Source organism: Mucilaginibacter sp. dw_454 (assembly GCF_018449775.1).
In the GTDB taxonomy this organism is placed as follows: domain Bacteria; phylum Bacteroidota; class Bacteroidia; order Sphingobacteriales; family Sphingobacteriaceae; genus Mucilaginibacter.
Window position 1 is genome coordinate 62,907 of record NZ_JAAVVB010000004.1, and the last position, 17,941, is coordinate 80,847.

General features: G+C 40.9%; 22 protein-coding genes. 7 read left to right on the forward strand and 15 right to left on the reverse strand.

Translation table 11 applies throughout. The features are described 5' to 3' along the window. Positions 1–120 precede the first annotated feature (120 nt). The 8 genes from HB679_RS20645 to HB679_RS13690 form a co-directional block, all read right to left on the reverse strand. On the reverse strand, positions 121–243 hold the full coding sequence (locus HB679_RS20645; protein ID WP_255547613.1) for a hypothetical protein: 123 nt from the start codon (positions 241–243) through the stop codon (positions 121–123). A gap of 52 nt (positions 244–295) precedes the next feature. Further along, positions 296–1,276 carry an alpha/beta fold hydrolase gene (locus tag HB679_RS13660; RefSeq protein ID WP_255547614.1) on the reverse strand — a complete coding sequence of 327 codons (981 nt, stop codon included), beginning with the start codon at positions 1,274–1,276 and terminating at the stop codon, positions 296–298. Beyond that, positions 1,273–1,665, reverse strand: a complete 393-nt coding sequence (locus HB679_RS13665) for a DUF302 domain-containing protein (RefSeq protein WP_214072559.1) — start codon at positions 1,663–1,665, stop codon at positions 1,273–1,275. The genes HB679_RS13660 and HB679_RS13665 overlap by 4 nt, the downstream gene beginning before the upstream one ends. Before the next feature lie 7 nt (positions 1,666–1,672). Then, positions 1,673–2,212 carry a carboxymuconolactone decarboxylase family protein gene (locus HB679_RS13670; protein WP_214072560.1) on the reverse strand — a complete coding sequence of 180 codons (540 nt, stop codon included), beginning with the start codon at positions 2,210–2,212 and terminating at the stop codon, positions 1,673–1,675. A 6-nt stretch (positions 2,213–2,218) separates the two neighbouring features. Then, positions 2,219–2,785, reverse strand: a complete 567-nt coding sequence (locus HB679_RS13675) for a DUF417 family protein (protein ID WP_214072561.1) — start codon at positions 2,783–2,785, stop codon at positions 2,219–2,221. Between the two features lie 124 nt (positions 2,786–2,909). Next, entirely contained in the window at positions 2,910–4,079 is a 1,170-nt protein-coding gene (locus HB679_RS13680; RefSeq protein WP_214072562.1) for a carboxypeptidase-like regulatory domain-containing protein, read from the reverse strand. Beyond that, positions 4,079–4,783: a response regulator transcription factor gene (locus tag HB679_RS13685; RefSeq protein ID WP_214072563.1), complete on the reverse strand. Its 705-nt coding sequence runs from the start codon at positions 4,781–4,783 to the stop codon at positions 4,079–4,081. Before HB679_RS13685 ends, HB679_RS13680 begins: the two co-directional genes overlap by 1 nt. Then, complete coding sequence (locus HB679_RS13690; RefSeq protein ID WP_214072564.1) at positions 4,776–6,164, reverse strand: HAMP domain-containing sensor histidine kinase; 1,389 nt, start codon at positions 6,162–6,164, stop codon at positions 4,776–4,778. The genes HB679_RS13685 and HB679_RS13690 overlap by 8 nt, the downstream gene beginning before the upstream one ends. 294 nt (positions 6,165–6,458) lie before the next feature. On the opposite strand from HB679_RS13690, the gene HB679_RS13695 reads away from it, so the two are divergent. The 5 genes from HB679_RS13695 to HB679_RS13715 all read left to right on the forward strand — a co-directional run bounded on the left by HB679_RS13695 (position 6,459) and on the right by HB679_RS13715 (position 9,206). Continuing rightward, a complete protein-coding gene (locus HB679_RS13695) occupies positions 6,459–7,187 on the forward strand; it encodes a DUF2807 domain-containing protein (protein ID WP_214072565.1) in 729 nt (242 codons plus the stop codon). Between the two features lie 43 nt (positions 7,188–7,230). Further along, positions 7,231–7,458 (forward strand): hypothetical protein, encoded by a 228-nt coding sequence (locus HB679_RS13700; protein ID WP_214072566.1) that lies wholly within the window; start codon positions 7,231–7,233, stop codon positions 7,456–7,458. Next, positions 7,458–7,847 (forward strand): helix-turn-helix domain-containing protein, encoded by a 390-nt coding sequence (locus tag HB679_RS13705; RefSeq protein ID WP_214072567.1) that lies wholly within the window; start codon positions 7,458–7,460, stop codon positions 7,845–7,847. The genes HB679_RS13700 and HB679_RS13705 overlap by 1 nt, the downstream gene beginning before the upstream one ends. 10 nt (positions 7,848–7,857) lie before the next feature. Next, positions 7,858–9,000: a heme-binding domain-containing protein gene (locus HB679_RS13710; RefSeq protein ID WP_214072568.1), complete on the forward strand. Its 1,143-nt coding sequence runs from the start codon at positions 7,858–7,860 to the stop codon at positions 8,998–9,000. A gap of 107 nt (positions 9,001–9,107) precedes the next feature. Continuing rightward, a complete protein-coding gene (locus tag HB679_RS13715; RefSeq protein ID WP_214072569.1) occupies positions 9,108–9,206 on the forward strand; it encodes a tautomerase family protein in 99 nt (32 codons plus the stop codon). 351 nt (positions 9,207–9,557) lie between these two features. Here HB679_RS13715 and HB679_RS13720 read toward each other — a convergent pair whose 3' ends face one another. After that, positions 9,558–10,541, reverse strand: a complete 984-nt coding sequence (locus HB679_RS13720; protein WP_214072570.1) for a zinc-dependent alcohol dehydrogenase family protein — start codon at positions 10,539–10,541, stop codon at positions 9,558–9,560. An 88-nt stretch (positions 10,542–10,629) separates the two neighbouring features. After that, positions 10,630–11,493 carry an RsiV family protein gene (locus HB679_RS13725; protein ID WP_214072571.1) on the reverse strand — a complete coding sequence of 288 codons (864 nt, stop codon included), beginning with the start codon at positions 11,491–11,493 and terminating at the stop codon, positions 10,630–10,632. A gap of 202 nt (positions 11,494–11,695) precedes the next feature. Here HB679_RS13725 and HB679_RS13730 point away from each other — a divergent pair, with 202 nt between their 5' ends. Continuing rightward, positions 11,696–12,280: a YceI family protein gene (locus HB679_RS13730; protein ID WP_214072572.1), complete on the forward strand. Its 585-nt coding sequence runs from the start codon at positions 11,696–11,698 to the stop codon at positions 12,278–12,280. Positions 12,281–12,305: 25 nt separating this feature from the next. Then, positions 12,306–12,458, forward strand: a complete 153-nt coding sequence (locus HB679_RS13735; RefSeq protein ID WP_214072573.1) for a hypothetical protein — start codon at positions 12,306–12,308, stop codon at positions 12,456–12,458. Positions 12,459–12,732: 274 nt separating this feature from the next. Here HB679_RS13735 and HB679_RS13740 read toward each other — a convergent pair whose 3' ends face one another. Genes HB679_RS13740 through thiL form a run of 5 tightly spaced genes read right to left on the reverse strand, consistent with a single transcriptional unit; the run spans position 12,733 to position 17,774 of the window. Then, complete coding sequence (locus HB679_RS13740; RefSeq protein ID WP_214072574.1) at positions 12,733–13,449, reverse strand: hypothetical protein; 717 nt, start codon at positions 13,447–13,449, stop codon at positions 12,733–12,735. Beyond that, on the reverse strand, positions 13,436–14,101 hold the full coding sequence (locus HB679_RS13745) for an HIT domain-containing protein (RefSeq protein WP_214072575.1): 666 nt from the start codon (positions 14,099–14,101) through the stop codon (positions 13,436–13,438). The genes HB679_RS13740 and HB679_RS13745 overlap by 14 nt, the downstream gene beginning before the upstream one ends. Then, positions 14,094–14,402: a nucleoside triphosphate pyrophosphohydrolase gene (locus tag HB679_RS13750; protein WP_214072576.1), complete on the reverse strand. Its 309-nt coding sequence runs from the start codon at positions 14,400–14,402 to the stop codon at positions 14,094–14,096. Before HB679_RS13750 ends, HB679_RS13745 begins: the two co-directional genes overlap by 8 nt. 34 nt (positions 14,403–14,436) lie before the next feature. Beyond that, complete coding sequence (locus HB679_RS13755) at positions 14,437–16,716, reverse strand: thiamine-phosphate kinase (protein WP_214072577.1); 2,280 nt, start codon at positions 16,714–16,716, stop codon at positions 14,437–14,439. 5 nt (positions 16,717–16,721) lie between these two features. Beyond that, complete coding sequence (thiL, locus tag HB679_RS13760; RefSeq protein WP_214072578.1) at positions 16,722–17,774, reverse strand: thiamine-phosphate kinase; 1,053 nt, start codon at positions 17,772–17,774, stop codon at positions 16,722–16,724. Positions 17,775–17,941: the final 167 nt, after the last annotated feature.

A 17,941-nucleotide genomic window follows, 5' to 3' on the forward strand; every position in this document is an offset into this window, starting at 1 on the left:
AAAAGTAGCGTAGAAGCTAATAGACACCGGGTGTTCAAGCTCTTTCAATAAAACAGACGAGTTTCGTTTGAATTTAATTATAAAAGCAATAGAAAGAATGATGAATAATATTATGGCTATTCAACCAATAATTTTACTGATCTTAAAATCTAAATGCCAAAGTTCATTAGCCAGCCGCCATGCGAAACTAAGGCCTGAAAGGCCCATTACCGCACCGAAGATACTGACCAGTAAAAATTCCAAAGCGGGGTTCGATTATTATTTTCCATAATGATTTGTATTAAATGATGCTTTATTATTTAGGGAGCTTTGCCATAAATTTTAAAATATCCTGCCCAATCTCTTTGCCATGTGTTTCCAGGGCAAAGTGGCCGGTATCATAAAATTTTACGGTCGTATTGGGGTCATCTTTTTTAAATCCTTCGGCACCCGGAGGAGAAAAATAAGGATCTTTGTCTCCCCATACCGCCAATATCGGCGGCTTACGGTCACGGAAATATTTCTGGAAGACCGGGTACAATTTGATGTTGGTACGGTAATCCAGTAAAAGGTCCAGCTGCTTTTCTACATTGCCGGGGCGGTCCATTAATTGCTGGTCCTGGAAGATTCCGTCAGGAGACACCAATGATTTATCAGTTACGCCCTCATGATACTGGAAATTAGTACCTTCAGGTGTAAAGAATGCTCTCACTTTATCACGGTTTTCCTGCGTGTCATGTTCCCAATAAGCTTTGACCAAGCCGTGGCTCCAGTCCAGCAAGCCCTGCTCGTAAGCATTACCATTTTGCGTAATGATACCCGTGATCCGGTCAGGATTTTTCACGGCAAGTCTTAAACCTACGGGCGCGCCGTAGTCGAAGATGTAAATCGTGAAACGTTTCAGGGTCAGCTCATCGATAAAGCCCTGCATGGTATTGGCAATATTGTCAAATGTGTATGCGTAATTCTCTCGTGCAGGTGCATCCGAAAAGCCAAAACCAGGCATGTCTGGTGCGATCACATGATATTTTTTACTCAAAACAGGGATCAGGTTCCTGAACATAAAAGAGGATGTAGGATACCCGTGCATGAGTAAAATTACAGGCGCATCTTTAGGGCCTGCTTCGCGGTAAAAGATGTTAATACCTTTGACCTTAATGTTGCGGTAATGAACTGCTTCGTCGTTTTTCATGATGGTTGGTTTTTTAAAGTAATAAGTGATTTCCGCCCTTAGTGGGTGAAAAAATAGCAGGAGTACGATGACCAGTATTTCCGGCAGGTGTTTGATTGTTTTCATTGATTTATGGTTAAAGCTTTTTCGATTATTGGCGTGAGATCCAGGCTGGTTACCAGTTTTGAAGACAGTGTATACCTGTTTTGAATATAAACCGGATCATTAAAAGCTATCCGCACGATTTGATCTTCATCTTTCCAGGCTAATATTTTCAAGGGAAGGTCAAGCGCAGCCATCGGGTTCGCCGCCATGATCGCCCCGCCGGTGGCTGGGTTACCGAACAGTATGAACTCCATTGGCAGGATTTCCCGGCCCGAATGGCGAACTTCATTTTGTTGATCGATCCGGCTGTAAATGGTTGCCCCGTTCTTTTCCAGGAAAATGACCAACCGGTCTATTGTTTCCTTAACCCCAAATGGACTTGTGCGGGTGATAATTCCTTGTGTATTCATCGTTATTTTAGTTTAGTGGTTCTGCCAGTGGGAAGTCGATCGGAACGTTGGTCAGCGCAAACACATAATTGGTAAATAACCTTACCATCACTAGTCCGATCAGTTCCATCACAGCGCCTTCATCAAAACCGGCATCATAAAATGCAGTCAAGTATTCGTCGGCAGATTTCCCCTTTGTTTCTGCAATTGTTTTGGCCAGTTGAATGATGCTGTTTAACCTCGCATCTGCTACTTTGCCTCTTCTGATATCATGCGTTTCTTCTTTCGTGAAGCCCCGCTTTATGGCCAGTATGGTGTGGGCTGCCAGGCAGTATTCGCAGGAATTTACTTCTGAAACTACCAAGGCAATCGCTTCCCTTTCCTTTGCGCTAAAGACACCGCCGTTAAGCGTTTCTTCCAGGTTCATAAAACCTTTAAGGGCGAATGCGGAGTGGCCCATGGTGGCATACAGATTAGGAACTTTGCCTGCACGCTTTTGCAGAACATCGAACAATAATTGAGATTCAGGACTTACCTGATCGCGGGTTGGGACAGTTATTTTTCTCATAGCGGATTATTGGTTTTTACGTTTTAAATAAAGTGTGGCTGTTTCACTCATGGTGATAATTGCGCCGCCCAGAATAACAATGTCTTTGATGACCAGGCGGCCACGGCCGGATAGAAAGGGAAAGCCCCAGTTTTGGTCATTTAGGTGTGGCACCCAGCTTTCCGGTGTTGTTACAAGAAAAGACAGCGTGCCCAGCGTCATGATAAAAATGAGGATGCTGGCAATCATACTAGGTATTGGAAATACTTTATATAAGGCGATAAATACCGCGAAGGTTACCAGCATGATGCCAAGCGCGGTTGAAAAGCCGTAGGTGTTGTTCGCTTCCTGCCATAGGTGATTGGCAGGGATAAGTTCACCTTCGCGATTTATATGTTTTTTATATTCTTCCGGATGGCTATAGTAAAAAGACATAAAAGGACTGTTGGCTACAAAGGGTACAATACCGTCAGCTTCATAAGTAAAGAATTTGAGGCCGCCGATCCAAAGAAAGACAACGATTATACCAAAACGGACGGCATTTTTACCAAATTGGTCGAGCCCGGCAATAAACTGAATAAAGGAATTTTTCATGATCTGATTTTATTTTTGTGTTAAGCAAAAATACCCCGGATCAAGACGCGGTTTTGTTAACGCACTGCTAACGAGTGTTAACTATTCTTAACTGCAATCAGGAAGGAGAGAGAAAACGGGAATTTTAGTTATGATGTACCCTATCGGCTATAACAGGGATTTTGGTTTTTTGGAAAGCGTTGTCCGCTGCCTTTTGAAGCGTCGCGGGCATTTGTTTATCGGCAGTGCTAAAACCGTCATAAGGTTTCACCTCATTATCTTTTTCCCGTGGTTTAATAACCGCCCCGGGAGGGAGTTGTGCCGCCTGGTCTGTGGTAATCACGCCCGCCTGAAATTCATCCGTCCGCTCTACGGCATAGCCGTCTGCTTCTGTGACCGAATTAAACTTGACTGCATCTAAAGCCCATTGGTTTCCATATTTCCGGTATTGTATAAACGAGGTGAGCTTGTTGAGGTCTATGGCACTGTTGATCTTTACATTATATTTAGTATTCAGTACGCGCACAAATGCATATGTCGCGGTGTCAATATACAGGATGCCGGCATTGGCATCTTTTCCATTAGAATAAAAGTTTACCACGTAAGTTTTTCTGCCATCGATCAGTTCTTTTCTGTTCAGCTTATACTTAAATCTGGCAGGGTTCCCCCTGAGCGGAACGGCATTCAAATGTACATCATCATGGGTCAGTGCGAGCGAATAACCGTTGATAAAGGCGACCTTGCGAGCCTTCGGGTTACTTTTTATTCTTTCGTCCTTTTCCATTAAACCAACCTGCGTCACTGCCGGTGTATCTGCATAGGCCGACATATAAATTTTGACTTTGGCGTTGTTGACATAGTAATATTGATAACCAAAGGTATCACGTACGCTATGGATCATGTTTTGCGTGCCGGTAATGTTAAACCCTTTATTCAAATAGTTTTGCGCGATCTGCCGGTAGGCCTTCTGCACAATAAATTCCGCGCCGAGGGGAATATTTACTTCCGCCAACTCTTGTATAGCCGGTTTCAGGGTCACATTAAAATTATCGGAGAAATCCGAGATATGAATGGTTTGGTAACCTATGCTGCTGATCGTAATGCCGGACGCTTCGGCAACGGATTGCTGCACATAAAACACGAAGTTGCCGTTACCATCGGCAGACGTCCCGAAAGAACCCGAAAGGATCGAGGCGGCCGGCACAGCTGCACCTGTTTTCGCATTAGTCACTTTGCCTTTTAAGGTCACGATCTGCGCGGTTGCGGTAACGCTGACAGCAAGTATAAACAGGCTTAAATAAAGTTTGATGCTCATCAATTCCGGTGCTCAATTAATCGGTATCCTAGCCCCCGGACATTTTGAATTTCAACGTTTGGGTCTTCGGAAAAATACTTGCGCAGCCGGGTGATATACACATCCATACTCCGCCCGTTAAATATATTGTCATCATTCCATATTTTCAAGAGCGCGGTGCGTCTGTCCAGCAGGTCGTTTTTGTGTTGCAGCAGCAGGTCCAGTAATTCGGCTTCCCGCTGTGACAGATAGGCTGTTTTCTGATCATGCGTCAGCTCCAGCCTGGAATAGGTGAAATGATAGGTGCCGATCGTAGTGATCTTTTGCGCCGCGATATGTTCTTTAGAAGCCTCGGGAAGTTTGCGGCGGATCAGGCTTTTTAACCGGTACACCAGTTCTTCCATACTGAAAGGCTTTTTCATATAATCGTCAGCGCCCATTTCAAAGCCTTTCAAAACATCTTCGTTCTGCGTTTTTGCGGTCAAAAAAATAATGGGGACCTGCCCGTCGATCTGCCGGATATCATGCACCAACGAAAACCCGTCTTTGCGGGGCATCATCACATCGATTACACAAAGATCCGGTTTGATCTGATGATAAAGGGTCCAGCCCTCTACGCCATTGCCGGCCAGGGTGATCAGAAAATCACGGGTTTCCAGCGCTTCTTTGATGATCGACGCCAAAACCTGTTCATCTTCAACCAGCAGTACCTTAATTTTATTCATGTGCCGGAAATTTAATGATAAACTCCGTACCTGCGCCTAATTTGCTTTTGGCGCTGATACTGCCATTCAACGAAGTTACTAATTGCTTCACATAACTTAAGCCTAAGCCGTAACCTTTTACATTGTGCAGGTTACCTGACCCGACCCGGTAAAATTTATCGAAAATATAGGGAATATTCTGGTCACTAATGCCTATGCCGTTGTCAATAACCTGCAATTGCCAGCCATCGCCGGATAAGGAAGAGGTGATGATGCTTATTTCAGGAGGTCGTTCGGCATATTTGATCGCATTGTCTACCAGGTTGCTGATCACCGTATCGATGATGTAAGCATCCGTGGTGACCAGCTTATTTGTCAATTCGGATTGATAGTGAACGGCCAGTTCATTGTTAATACTGAACCTCCCCAGGATACCCTCAATGAGCTGGTCGATATGGATCAACTCATAATTGATTGATTTAATGCCGTGTTCATAGCGGGTAATATCCAGTATCCGGTCCACATTTTTATCGAGCTTATCCAGGATATCTAGATTGATGTTTAAGTGGCGAATGGTTTTTTCCGTGTCCTTCAGATCCCCGAATTTTAACAGCGACTCGCTGGAGGACCTGAGAATGGCAATGGGGGTACGCAATTCATGGGTAATGTTATTAATAAAATCGTTTTTCAGTCCATCCAGCTGCATCTGCCTGTTGATGATCAGTCCCATGTAGATCAGGCTGCCGCCGGATAAAATGATCAATAATAGTGATACCAGGGCAGGCATAATATTTTGCGACAGTAAAAATTGGAAAGTATGCGCCATTTCCACTGCTACCAACCTATCGTCCTTTGTAAATGGGACATTTGATGCTATTTGCCTAGGTGAAGCATGTTCATGAGGTTTCAAGAGGGTAAGTTTGAATGGCAGCTTGATTTCTTTTTCCAGCAGCTCTTTTTTAAAGAGTCTCGTCAATGTATCCAATATGATCGGTTTCCCATCCTGTTCGGTGAGCAACTGGGCGACCAATTGTTGGACGGCTAATAGATTATCCGAAGAAACCGGTAGCAGCGAAACGCTGTTGCCGCTGAATACCTGGTCACTCTTTTTTACCGTAACAGCGTCTCCGGTTATACTTTTATATTTTGATGCAGCCGGGTTTGACTGGTGGATCAGATTGATCAGTGGCAGATACGGCGTCTTTGATTGCAAGCCATAGGGTAGCTTACTTACCGACAGGGGGTATTTATCTATGCTCTTATATAAGGCATTTAAAACGGTGGTATTAAAATTCCGTTCGCCGGTTTTATAAGTGTTATAGACCCAGTACACCTGAAAGACCAGGATACCGAGTACGGTGACTGCGGCTAACCAGGCTATTATTTTAAATCTTCTTTTCATTTTATTTCCTTGATCTACCCTTTTTGGATGCTTCACAAAGCATTTTAACCGGGTTTCATTGTACGAAGATAGCCATATCTGCAAAGGCTGTCTATACAGTTAACACTAGTTAACAATCCATTTCAAGAGTGCTTTCCGCTGTTACAGCGCGATTCCGCTTCAAAAACAGCTTAAATACCTGAATCCGAATTAAGTTTAGTTAACACTCATTAGCAATCAGTTAACGAAACCGGGGCTGTTTTCGAGGCAAATTTGCTCAACGAAAAAACAAAAACTATCAAAACTTTAGAAATCATGAAGACAACACTTTTAACAATCGCAACACTATTATTAATGCTCACTGCAGCCAACAATTCATTTGCAGCCAATTCAGGAAACCACCAGGAATACACCGAACTAACCTGGATCAATCATTTCTATAAGATCGAGGTACATGGTAATGTCCAGCTGCATCTATTATCCGGCGAAAAAAACAGGGTGGAAATGAACAGCACTTATTATGATCACAACGCCCTGGTACAGGTAGAGAACGGTGTGCTGCGCATTACCTGCTACAGAACGGAAAGACTCCAGGTCTGGGTAACAGTAGACGACCTGCGCGCACTGTCTGCTTATGATAACGTACTGGTGCAAACGGAAGGCAGATTTTCGACCCTGGAAATAGATGTCGAATTATTCAATAAAGCAAAAGCGGATCTGAACCTGGATTGCTTTGCCACCAACATCAAACTGAATAACCAGTCAATGGCAAATATCAGTGGCACAGCTATTGAAAGTGAATTAATCAGCAACTACGCCGCCACACTTAATGCAGCAAATTTCACTGCCGATGAAACAGTCATGAAACGTATCGCGCCGATATGGGAAACACGAATTGCTTTTGTTGACCCTGACCCTGACCCCTTAACCGATATGGCCGGCACCAAAGAGCTGCGCCTTTTTTCCAATGCAGCAAACCCTATAAAACTCGATATCCCTGCCGGAGTAAATACCCTTTACATCACTCAAAACCTGATCAACTAATTAACTAATCACTGTTCCCGGACGCTAAGCTTAAAATTAAAAAATGGAAACGTACCTGTTCTATGCCACGCACCTGATCATGACGGCGTGCATTGCAGTCGTTATCTCGGCATCGCTGCCGGAAAACGGAATCGCTTACATGAAAAGAATATTTGACCTGACAAACGGCCTGTTCTCATTCGAGAATTTGAAAGAGCGGTTGGTTTTCAAATCGCTGATCATCAACATATTGACTATCGGCTTGCAAATAGCTACCCAATTATTAAGATAATGGAAAAAATAATCTTCAACTCCAATGGTACGCTCAGGTTAACCGAGCTGTTTTTTGAACTGTTGGAAAAACAGTTCCCCGTTAGTTCACCCTACAGTAAGATGAATTGCAGATATCCGGTGGATTTCGCAGCAGCGCTTTCCATACATGTGAATCACCTGAACAGGTGCTTAAAAGATAGCACCGGTAAAACGACCTCTCAGCACATCGCCGACAGGATCACCCGGGAAGCCGGTAGGCTATTACACAGTTCCCTGTGGAATGTCTGTGAGATCGGCTACTGCTTCGGTTTTGAAGAAGGCCCTCATTTTATCAATTTTTTTAGGAAACATACCCAAATGAGCCCGAATGCTTACCGCAAAATGACCAGGTCTATGCTGGCTGCTTAAAACAACTCCTATGAAAACAAAACGCAAATTTACACTGGCTTTGATAACCTTACTGGCGGTTGCAATAGCCATTCAGTTTAAGCATCCGGTTATCATCAACTCCCGGCCGGTAGCTGAAATTCAAGTACCGACTGCGGTAAAAGCTATTTTTAAAAGGGCCTGTTATGATTGTCATTCCGATGAAACGAACCTTCGGTGGTACGATCAGATCGCGCCGGTTTACTGGCAGGTTGCGGCGCATGTCAAAGAAGGACGGGAAGGACTCAATTTTTCCACTATGGAAAAGATGATGCCCGCCGAGCGGAATGCGAAATTCTGGGAAGCAATCAACCAGGTTGCTGCCGGAGCGATGCCTTTGAAAAGCTATGCGTTTGTTCATCGCGACGCCAAAGTTTCCACACATGACCTGGCTATTTTAAAAGCTTATATGTCGAGCCTGGTTCCCAAAAACAAAGCCGGAGATACCGCGAAAATAAATGCTTTAGCAACACAGCTCAAAAATAAGCAAGCGCCGCTAAACCAATTACCTGTTGCCTTAAACGGTATTAACTATATGCCTGACTATAAAAACTGGCAGGTGATCAGCACCACGGACCGGTTTGACAACGGCACCATGCGCGTAATCTTCGCTAACGATATCGCGGTTAAAGCCATTCAGCAAAACCATATCCGTCCCTGGCCGAACGGAACCATATTGGCGAAAGTTGCCTGGGATCAACTGGAAGACAAGGACGGGAATATAAAAACCGGTGCCTTTAAACAGGTTGAATATATGATTAAGAATGACGGGAAATATGCAGCCACGAAAGGCTGGGGCTTCGCGCGGTTCAAAACTGCCAATTTAGTACCCTACGGTAAAACCGCCCTGTTTGCTAATGAATGTCTGAATTGCCACCGCCCACAGAAAAAGGAAGACTTCGTTTTTACACAACCGGTAGGATTCAATGATTCGCATCTGAAAATGATGGCCTCTTTTATCAATAAAAAGTCAAGTACGATGTCGGTCCTATACACCAACGGCAATACCCGGACTTTAGTCACCTGGAAACAGAAAAGCGATGAAAACTGGTTTGGGGCCAACGTTCCCGGGAAACTTCAATCCATTAAGTTGATTAATAAGCCGAACGCCCTGCAACCTTCATTTATGCCATAAAAAAACACGCTATGAAAACTAATAAAGAACTCATTAAACAAGCTTTCGCCGGATGGGTGAATCAATAATTCACATACATATATTCATTAACACTAAATTAAATTATTATGCCTTTTGTAAATGTAAAACTGGTTGACGGTGTCTTCACCACTGAAGAAAAACACGCACTTGCAGCCGCACTGACCGATGTGATGGTGAAAATTTGAAGGATATGAAGCTTTCCGCGAGGTAGTTTGGGTGCTGATAGAAGAAATTGCACACGGATGGCTGGCATATGGGTGGCCCGGCTTTTGCAGGCCCGAAATCGCTGGAGGGAAGCTTGAGACGTTCAAAAGAAATTGTTTAAACACTTAACGGACACACGATAACTCGTTCTGAATGGGGCCAGGCCGTTCCTGTTAAAGCTTAACTTCTTTAAAACTGCACTTTCAAACCAGGCAATCGGCTGGTTTTATTTATGGTCGAAAATATGGTGGTTAGGGCATTCAGAACGCATCGTTTATCCATAAAAAAGCCGCTGTAAAGTACAGCGGCTTTCATCAATTAAATTATTGATCTTAACCAAGATTGATAATTACTTTCCCTTTCGCTTTTCCCGATGCTACCGCCTGATAGGCTTCTTCGATATTTTCAAAGGTGTAATGTGAAGGATCAATGATCGGCTTCAATTGACCCGCTTCAATAATCGCGGTGGCTTCGCGAAGAATCTCGCCATGATGTGCCCGGTGTTTTCCGGTGATAAGCGGCAGCAAGGTAAACACACCTGAGTAGGTAGCACCCCGAAAAGATAAGGGAGCGATGCTGTGCGTTCCCCAACCCAAAATACTCACCACATGACCATGGTAGGTTTTAGCTGCCTTAAAGGAATCGTCCAATACTGCGCCACCTACGGTGTCAAAAACAATATCAAAACCTTCCCCGTCTGTGTGTTTAGTCATATAGTCCTCAATTGAACTGGACGTGTAATCTATGGAAGTCGCGCCAAAAGCTTCTGCCAGTTCTTTTTTTGCCGGGCTATCTGTTGTAAATACTTTTGCACCTTTGGCAACGGCGATCTGCGTCGCCATGTGGCCTACGCCACCGGTGCCGCCATGGATCAGCACCGTTTTACCTTTTTCTATTTTTGCGCGGTCTACTAAACCTTCCCAGGCAGTGATAAATCCAAGCGGGATAGCTGCGGCTTTGCCCATGATCAGGTTTTTGGGTTTCAAAGCCAACAGATCGGCATCAACTGCAGCGTATTCGGCAAGCGATCCCTGTACACCCGCTATTCCGCCGGTCATTCCATAAACCTCATCACCTGCTTTGAAGTTTTTCACATCTTTACCCACTTCGACAACTATCCCGGCCATATCAATACCGAGGATAGCAGGTAGCTTGGTTTTTGCATGGCCGGCATTGCCGGTCTTTATTTTGGTATCCAGTGGATTAACGCTGGCGGCTTTGATCTGTACCAATACTTCGCCGTCTTTCGGGACCGGGCGTTCAATTTCTTTTATTACAAATGGAGAACCATAGTTCTCTAAAACAAGTGCTTTCATATTTTCTTTTTTTTGATTAGTTAATAAACTTTATTTTATACACAAAAGATGCCCGACAGCTTGTTGCCGGCATCTTCTGCTTTTCTATTTATTTCTTATCCATTTGATCAGCTAAAACCGAATTGGGTAAAACCAGGTCTTTTAAATCGGCAAATGGAATAACCAATTGTGTGGTGCCGGCAGCGAAAGGTTTTATCTCATAATAATCATAAAAGAATAGCAAACCCTGATCGGTAATCGTAAAATTGGCCGGCAAATTGAATTGATCATCTTTAAAGAAATACCCATCTAGTTCCTGCGTTGAAGCCAGTCCCTCATTTTTACGAAAGATGCGCTCGGCGATCACTTTTAACTCATTTTGCATATTTGGTTTAAACTGTGAATTTAATGTGATTAACTGGTGATTACGATTATCGTAATTAAGGTAAATGTGATCATACAGATCATGCAGGCCACCCGTAAAGTAATCTTTCTCACATAACAGGGCGGTATAATCTTGTTTTTCTGCGAGTACTTTAACATGGATGTCCGCATACCAATAAGCTTTAAAATCATCTTGTGAGGCTTGGGCTTCAAATTGCTGTAGAAAATTATGACCCAGCTCTGGGTAACCTGCAGCGCCAGTGTTAATTGCGTCCATATTAGAAAGTGTCGGATGTTCTGCTGCAAGCGTATTTTGAAAATCATATTTTACTTTCAAGGGCGAAAGCACGGCACTTGTGATGATATTGTTTAGTTTATTATCCCGGAAAATGGGATAGACAACGCGAGCAAAAGCCTCCGCAGCACCCGGGGCCGGATGATCGAACTTATAAGTACTCGTCAATTTAACCGAGCCATAGTGATAGGATGCTGGAGTATCCGCTGTGTTACCACTTTTGAATGACAATAAACCGAAAGAAAGCGTTAAGCCTAAACCGGCTGCGATGCTTAAAAATAATTTATTTTCCATGATTGCTTAAAGATTGCGTAAGACATTAATTGATTTGAATAAGCAAAATTAATAAGGCAGGGGCGCAGGAGATTGCGGAAATCAAACCAAAAGATGCGGAAATCAAACGTTTGATATATGCAACTTATCCTTTGATTTTTGCATGTTAGGTTGCAGCAGGTGCATTTAGCTTTGTACCAGAGTTAATCAAACAAAACAGATCATGAAAACACTATTTATTACTTCGGCTATAGCTATATCAGCCTTATTGTTCTCCTTTAAACCTATCGCCCCGGGTAACTGGACTGTTGATAAAAACCATGCTAAGGTTGGTTTCAGCATCACGCATAATATGACCAGCGATGTGGAAGGTTCATTCAAATCTTTCGATGCCACCATTACAACGCCAGGCGAAGATTTTTCGGGCGCAACTTTTGATTTTAGCGCTGATGCGGCAAGCATCAACACGGATAACGAGCACCGGGATAAAAATATCAGAAACGCAGATTTTTTAAACGTAGACAAATTCCCAAAAGTGGTTTTCAAAAGTACATCCGTAATCAGGAAGAATGCTTCCGCTTATCAAATTAAAGGCAATCTAACACTGCACGGCGTTAGCAAATCTATCGTTTTAGATGCGCTGGTGCGCATCCCTCCGGCAGCGGCAGGCTTGACGAAGACTGTAGCAGGGTTTAAGGTTAGCGGCGTTATTAAGCGTGCTGATTTTAATATCGGGGCAGGTTTTGCGGATATCATGCTTGGCGATGAGATCACTTTGAATGTTAACGGCGAATTTTTCAAGAATTGATCAGCATTCCCATTATTTTTGCGCCATGGACTTCTCAGCTCAGTTTCCTGTACTGGACAATTACGCTTACCTAAATACGGCTAATTCCGGCATAATCTCCCGTGACCTGGCCGCCTGGCGCAATGCGCATGATCAGGTATTTCTGCAAAATAAAGGATGTAAACTGAATAGATCATAAAAAAAGCCCACCTTTTGGTGGGCTTTGTGGAGAATATCGGAGTCGAACCGATGACCTCTTGCATGCCATGCCGCACACCAAGTATTTAAAATGACCCCCAATAAGTTATAAAACCCTTTAATAAGGGGCCTTTTGGCAGTTTCAAATCCGATGAAAAGTCATTTTTAACTAACTTAAACCATGTTTGGAGGTTACTGGGAGGTTACTGTGGTTCCAAGAGTAGGCGTTGCACGCAATTTTCACATTTATTAATATTTGTATTCAGGCCTTTGACTTAAGACAATTCTTCGCTGAAATTTTCCATAATGGAGTTAAATTCCATTTCATACGATTTTATCAATGACTTTCCATCTTCCGAAGTATTGTCGACAATAAAAGATCCATTTAAATCACTACCAGGAAATTCATGTTTAGGTTTTAAAAGTCCGAAATGAAGTTTGCAATTATCAATAATCATAAAATGTAGAATGCTGTCAAAAGGATAAGCATAAATATGTAGCTTATTTATTTTTCCTTGTTCCAGCAAAGACTTCCAGCCTTTTACTAATTGTTTTGAATTATTGGCAAAATCCATTTTTCCGGTTTCGGATGTTGGAAACTGTATTGACTTAGCGTCACGAAAATCCCTTATCAACAAATAAACAGAGTCAATCCTTATATTGCTTTCCGAAATAGCGTTGAAATATTTATAACTGCTATTTGCAAATATCTTTACCTCGTGAAGATTTGGCGTATTGAACAGAGAAAGAACATCCGTTGTAAATCTTTCAACTGCTTTTAGTCCTGTTTTTTGTGCAAACGAAATATTCTTATCTAGGTATCTAAAAATTGAAAGAAGGATTAATGAGATTAATAGCAAACTGCCGTGTGCATCCATGAAATCTGCCAACCCTTTCATGAAAACTGAAAGCAGTTCTGTCGCTATAAAAACTACAAGAATAAAATAGATTACTCCTTTTTCAGCTTTTTCCCAAATCTCATTGATCCTCATGTGATTTTTTGAATTTAATTAGAACATTATTTAACCATTTCTTTGTTATTTCTTTCTCGCTATCTACCGATAGAGAGCCCTGCCAGTTATTTCGATTAGGGCGTCTTACCGTTTCCGCTATTGTTTTTCGCAAGAATTGCTTTATTCCCCAGTTATCAGCCCATTTATATGTTCTCCCGCTAATCTCAAAAGAGAGATAGCTTTCGTTTTCGACGAATAGGTCAGAACCATCATTTATTTTATCCACCTTTAATTGCAACTGCCTAATTTCTTTTTTTTCTAACGGCAAACAATGTAAATGCGCATGATTTATACATGCTGATCCGGTTATGTTACATGATCCATGCTCAAAAAATATTACTTCTTTATCGGGCATATCAAGATAAAGATTCTTAATGAACTCCCTGGCATCAGCTATATATATATCCGAATCTATCGGAATTTCTGAAATGGATTGATAATGAAGCTTTGGAATTATTAAAACATGATATTCCACAATTGGACTGATGTCTGGGATAATGACAAAATACTCATTTTCATAAAGTATTATACGATTAAATGATATTAAATCTTTTGGGATGGCATTTATCCAGCGAAAAATCTTTTTTTCCGTCGTAATGTCACAAAAGGGACATAAGGGGTCATTATACATCAGATTCTTTAATTCCTTCTAAAATTAGTTTCTTATTAAAAGAGCCATTTGTTTTGGCTTTTTCTTCTTTTATGGCAGAAATCGATTTAGAATCGTAATTATATTCTCCGACGATAGCATCAAGTATTTCATAAATATCGGCCAATTCTTCTTCCGAGGGGGCGCTTAAAAACTCATTAACCTCCTCCAGTAATTTTTCATTTAATAATTGCCTTATTTCATGCTCGTTAGCAAGGTGAAATAATGGTATCTTCCCTGACCTACTTATAATTTCGGGTATATTATCTCTAACGAGTTTCATTGGAATTAATAATTAAATACTTTAAAAGCTTTTATCAAATAGGTGAAAGAAAATCATTTTTTAAATACTCTTTATATGCGTCTAATCCATTGCTGAAATAGGAATTAGAATTAAATCTTTTACTCCCGAAATCCTTTATTGTATAATCCACATCTTCTTTATGAATTCTCACATGACCATCGCCGGCAATAACTTTTCCTAAAATATGGTACGGATTTTCCTTGAACACTTTTTGAAACTCTGGCAACATATTTGGAGAAATCGTGGTCACTAACTGCCATTCTCCCCAACTTAAGGCTATATTGACGAGATGATTAATTCCATAATGTTTTGCTGAATCAATAACACGCTGATCCAAGGATTCCAAAATCAGGGAAAAATCAAGATAAAAATCAACCCCACTTTGCCCGGCAATTTCATAAAAACAACTGATTAAACCATCAGAACTGTCCATTCCACAGGATGTCAATCGGTTTTCAACGAGTAACAATCCTTCTTCGACTCTAGGTATCGGGCGATTTATTATTTTGTAAATTTCGTTATCACTAAAATACAACCTATCATTATAGTCTAATATTGCTGACCAGAAAAGCCCCATTGTGCCTATAACAATTATATAATCTCCATCGTGTGCCTGATTCCTCAACAATAGTTTATGTTTGCTCGTTTCACCGAAAATTGTTCCTGTAGATAGAAATCGACTGCCATCTTTCACATTTCCACCAATTATGGGACAGCTAAAGAGTTCCGATATCTCTTTTACACCGGATAAAAATTTCTCAAATTCGATAATGTGCATATCCTCGGGCATTTCCACAGATAATTGTATACCTATTGGCGCAGCCCCCATTGATGCCAAATCGCTTAAGTTGATTAATACTGAATACCAGCCATAGATTGAGAAATCAAGGTCTCCTAGTAGCCAAGCAACAGGAAGCGGGCAGGGATCAGTAGATGCTATTACTAAATTGCTATCCTCTCTCAAGGAAAATGCAGAACAATCATCGCCTTTGTCAATATATATCTGGGGAAACTTGTCATTTTTAAACGCTGGAAAAATATATTTCCTTACTATGCTCGTTTCGCCAATCTCGTTCAGCTTCTTAGATATTTCCGTATTTGATCCATATTCATTGCACAAAAAAATCAATGAGCTAACTAGGCCTCTTTTATCCACCTCTTCAAAGTTAGAAACGCCTAATAACCCCGTAGTCATTAGAATAACCGATCTCAAATATTCTGATTGAAATTTGCTTTCAGATATTGGAAGTTTTAATTTTTTGCAGGCGGACATATATTCTTCAAGCGCCAAAGCTCTGATATTTGATATTTGAATATAAAGTTCTTTGATTCTACGGTATTTAAATGGAGGGTTTGGAAGGTGGTTATTTAAACATTTTTCAAAAGTAAATATTTCATTATCTACCATTAGTGAAGTCAAATATTGAAATTTAATCGAGCACTCCAGAAGAGCATAATCTACAAGAAAATGCATATCACCTTTAGTCCATTCAAAATCTATGATCCAAGGTTGCTCTACATGGTCTTTTCCGTTTAATAGAATATTTCTTTGATGTAAATCTCCATGTATTACCCGTGTTATAAAATCGTTAGTCTCTGATTTTATTTTCGTTATAACATTTACCGGATTATGGAATTTCCGTTCATTGTAAAAAACATATTCCTGATCTTCATTTTCGCAATTTAGAATAGATAATATTCTTTTTTTTGATCTTTCCCACCTCAAATACCAATCGTATTGAGAATTCCAGTCGGTTGAAATAATTTGATAATCATTCATCCACTTTTTCAAATTCACTTTATAAACAGCGGTAATTACTGTTTTTATCTCATTATAAATCTTTTCTTCTGCATCGGGCACTCCCGAATTTTCCTCAATAAACGCCTGTTGGAAAAGTTCGTGGAGATTTAAAGTGTTGGCCTCTGCAAAAGATTTATATGGATAAGCTATCCCGGCATAAGCGGAATTTTCGTAAAATTCGATTGCTGTAGGTGCATGATCCAACGTATTATAAACATATTCTTTATAGCTTGCTTCTTCATTAGTCAATTTATCAATTAACTTACTCCCCCCTTTTCTTCGAGCTATTTTAAAAATTACTTTTTTCTTCTTTGCTCCAGTTGCGGTAGTTAAATAATCGATGATATAAATGCTAACACCAGAATACCCAACCCTACTGAGTTTGTTATATGTAATCTCATTGATTGCTCCTAATTTACTTTTGAATTTTTTATTTAAAAATTCTTCGACAAATAGAAGATCATCATTGTCTACAGGTATAATTACTCCCATAAAGGTTATGTTTTGATAATGTCTTTAATAATTTCCTGAATAGGTCTTTGATCAAATTTGACTCCAGGTAATGGACAGGAAGTTCCATATCGATCAATCATTATATTTTCACCCAAATTATTTACCTCTCCGATAACTATTAGTTTCGAGCCTATTTCACTAAATAGTCTCTCACATAATTCTTTATTTTCTTTGGCTATAGTAAATGTCAACTCGAAGTCAACGGATGCACTTATCGCTATTGTTACCGGATTGATATTTAGAAATTCGGCAAGCCTTCTTGTTGCCGATTCGATGGGAATATTATTTTCGAATATAGTGAAGTATTTGCCACTTGCTTTGGAAAGCTGATCAATTGTCCCTTTCAGTCCATCGGATACATCCTGACAGGCGTTACCGATACTATTATCTGCCAATATCAGCCCTTCCTTAATTCTAGGTTCCGGACGCTTCCAGGATTGAAGAATAATCTCCTCTTCTTCTTTAGTCAACGTTAGTCCTAGTTGCCGAATTTCTTTGAAGTAAAGTAAAGCAGTAATAGGTTTACCAACAGTTCCGGTTAAACATAACAAATCACCATCTCTCACATTTTTTCGCAACAATGCTTTTGCAGTATCTACAATACCCATAGCAGTGGCTGCAAAAACATCTGCTTTATAACTCCCTATGTCTCCTCCAATAATCTGCACATCAAATCTATCGGCCGAGTCTTTCATTCCCTGAAAGACGGCCCTAAAATCTTCATCGTCCATGTCGGCATATCGCACTATCGTAGTTAGTCCAATAGGCTTTGCACCAACGGAGGCCAGATCACTTAAATTTGCGGAGATAAGATAGTAGCCAACGTCATAGTAATTCATATGACCTAAATGGAAGAGTGTAAAACCCGAACCCCGAACAAAATCACTAGAAACAGCCATTGATCGCTCTGAGTCGATTTTAATTAGTGCACAATCGTCCATGCTTTCAACACCTACAGGTAATAATTGAGATTTAGGGTAAGAGATAATTTGACCTATTATTTTAAATAAAGCTTCTTCGTTAGAAATGGATTTCATGTGATGTAAACTTAATCAATTATATACATTTTTCTAAATGAGTAAATTAATAATAAAAAAAATTCCCGCCATATAAAAAGGTGTTTGTCACGCAACATCGTATGTCACTATTCTCTTGATAAGTGAGTATGCTAACTCGGGAGTGTCATAAATCCTTTCCATTTCAC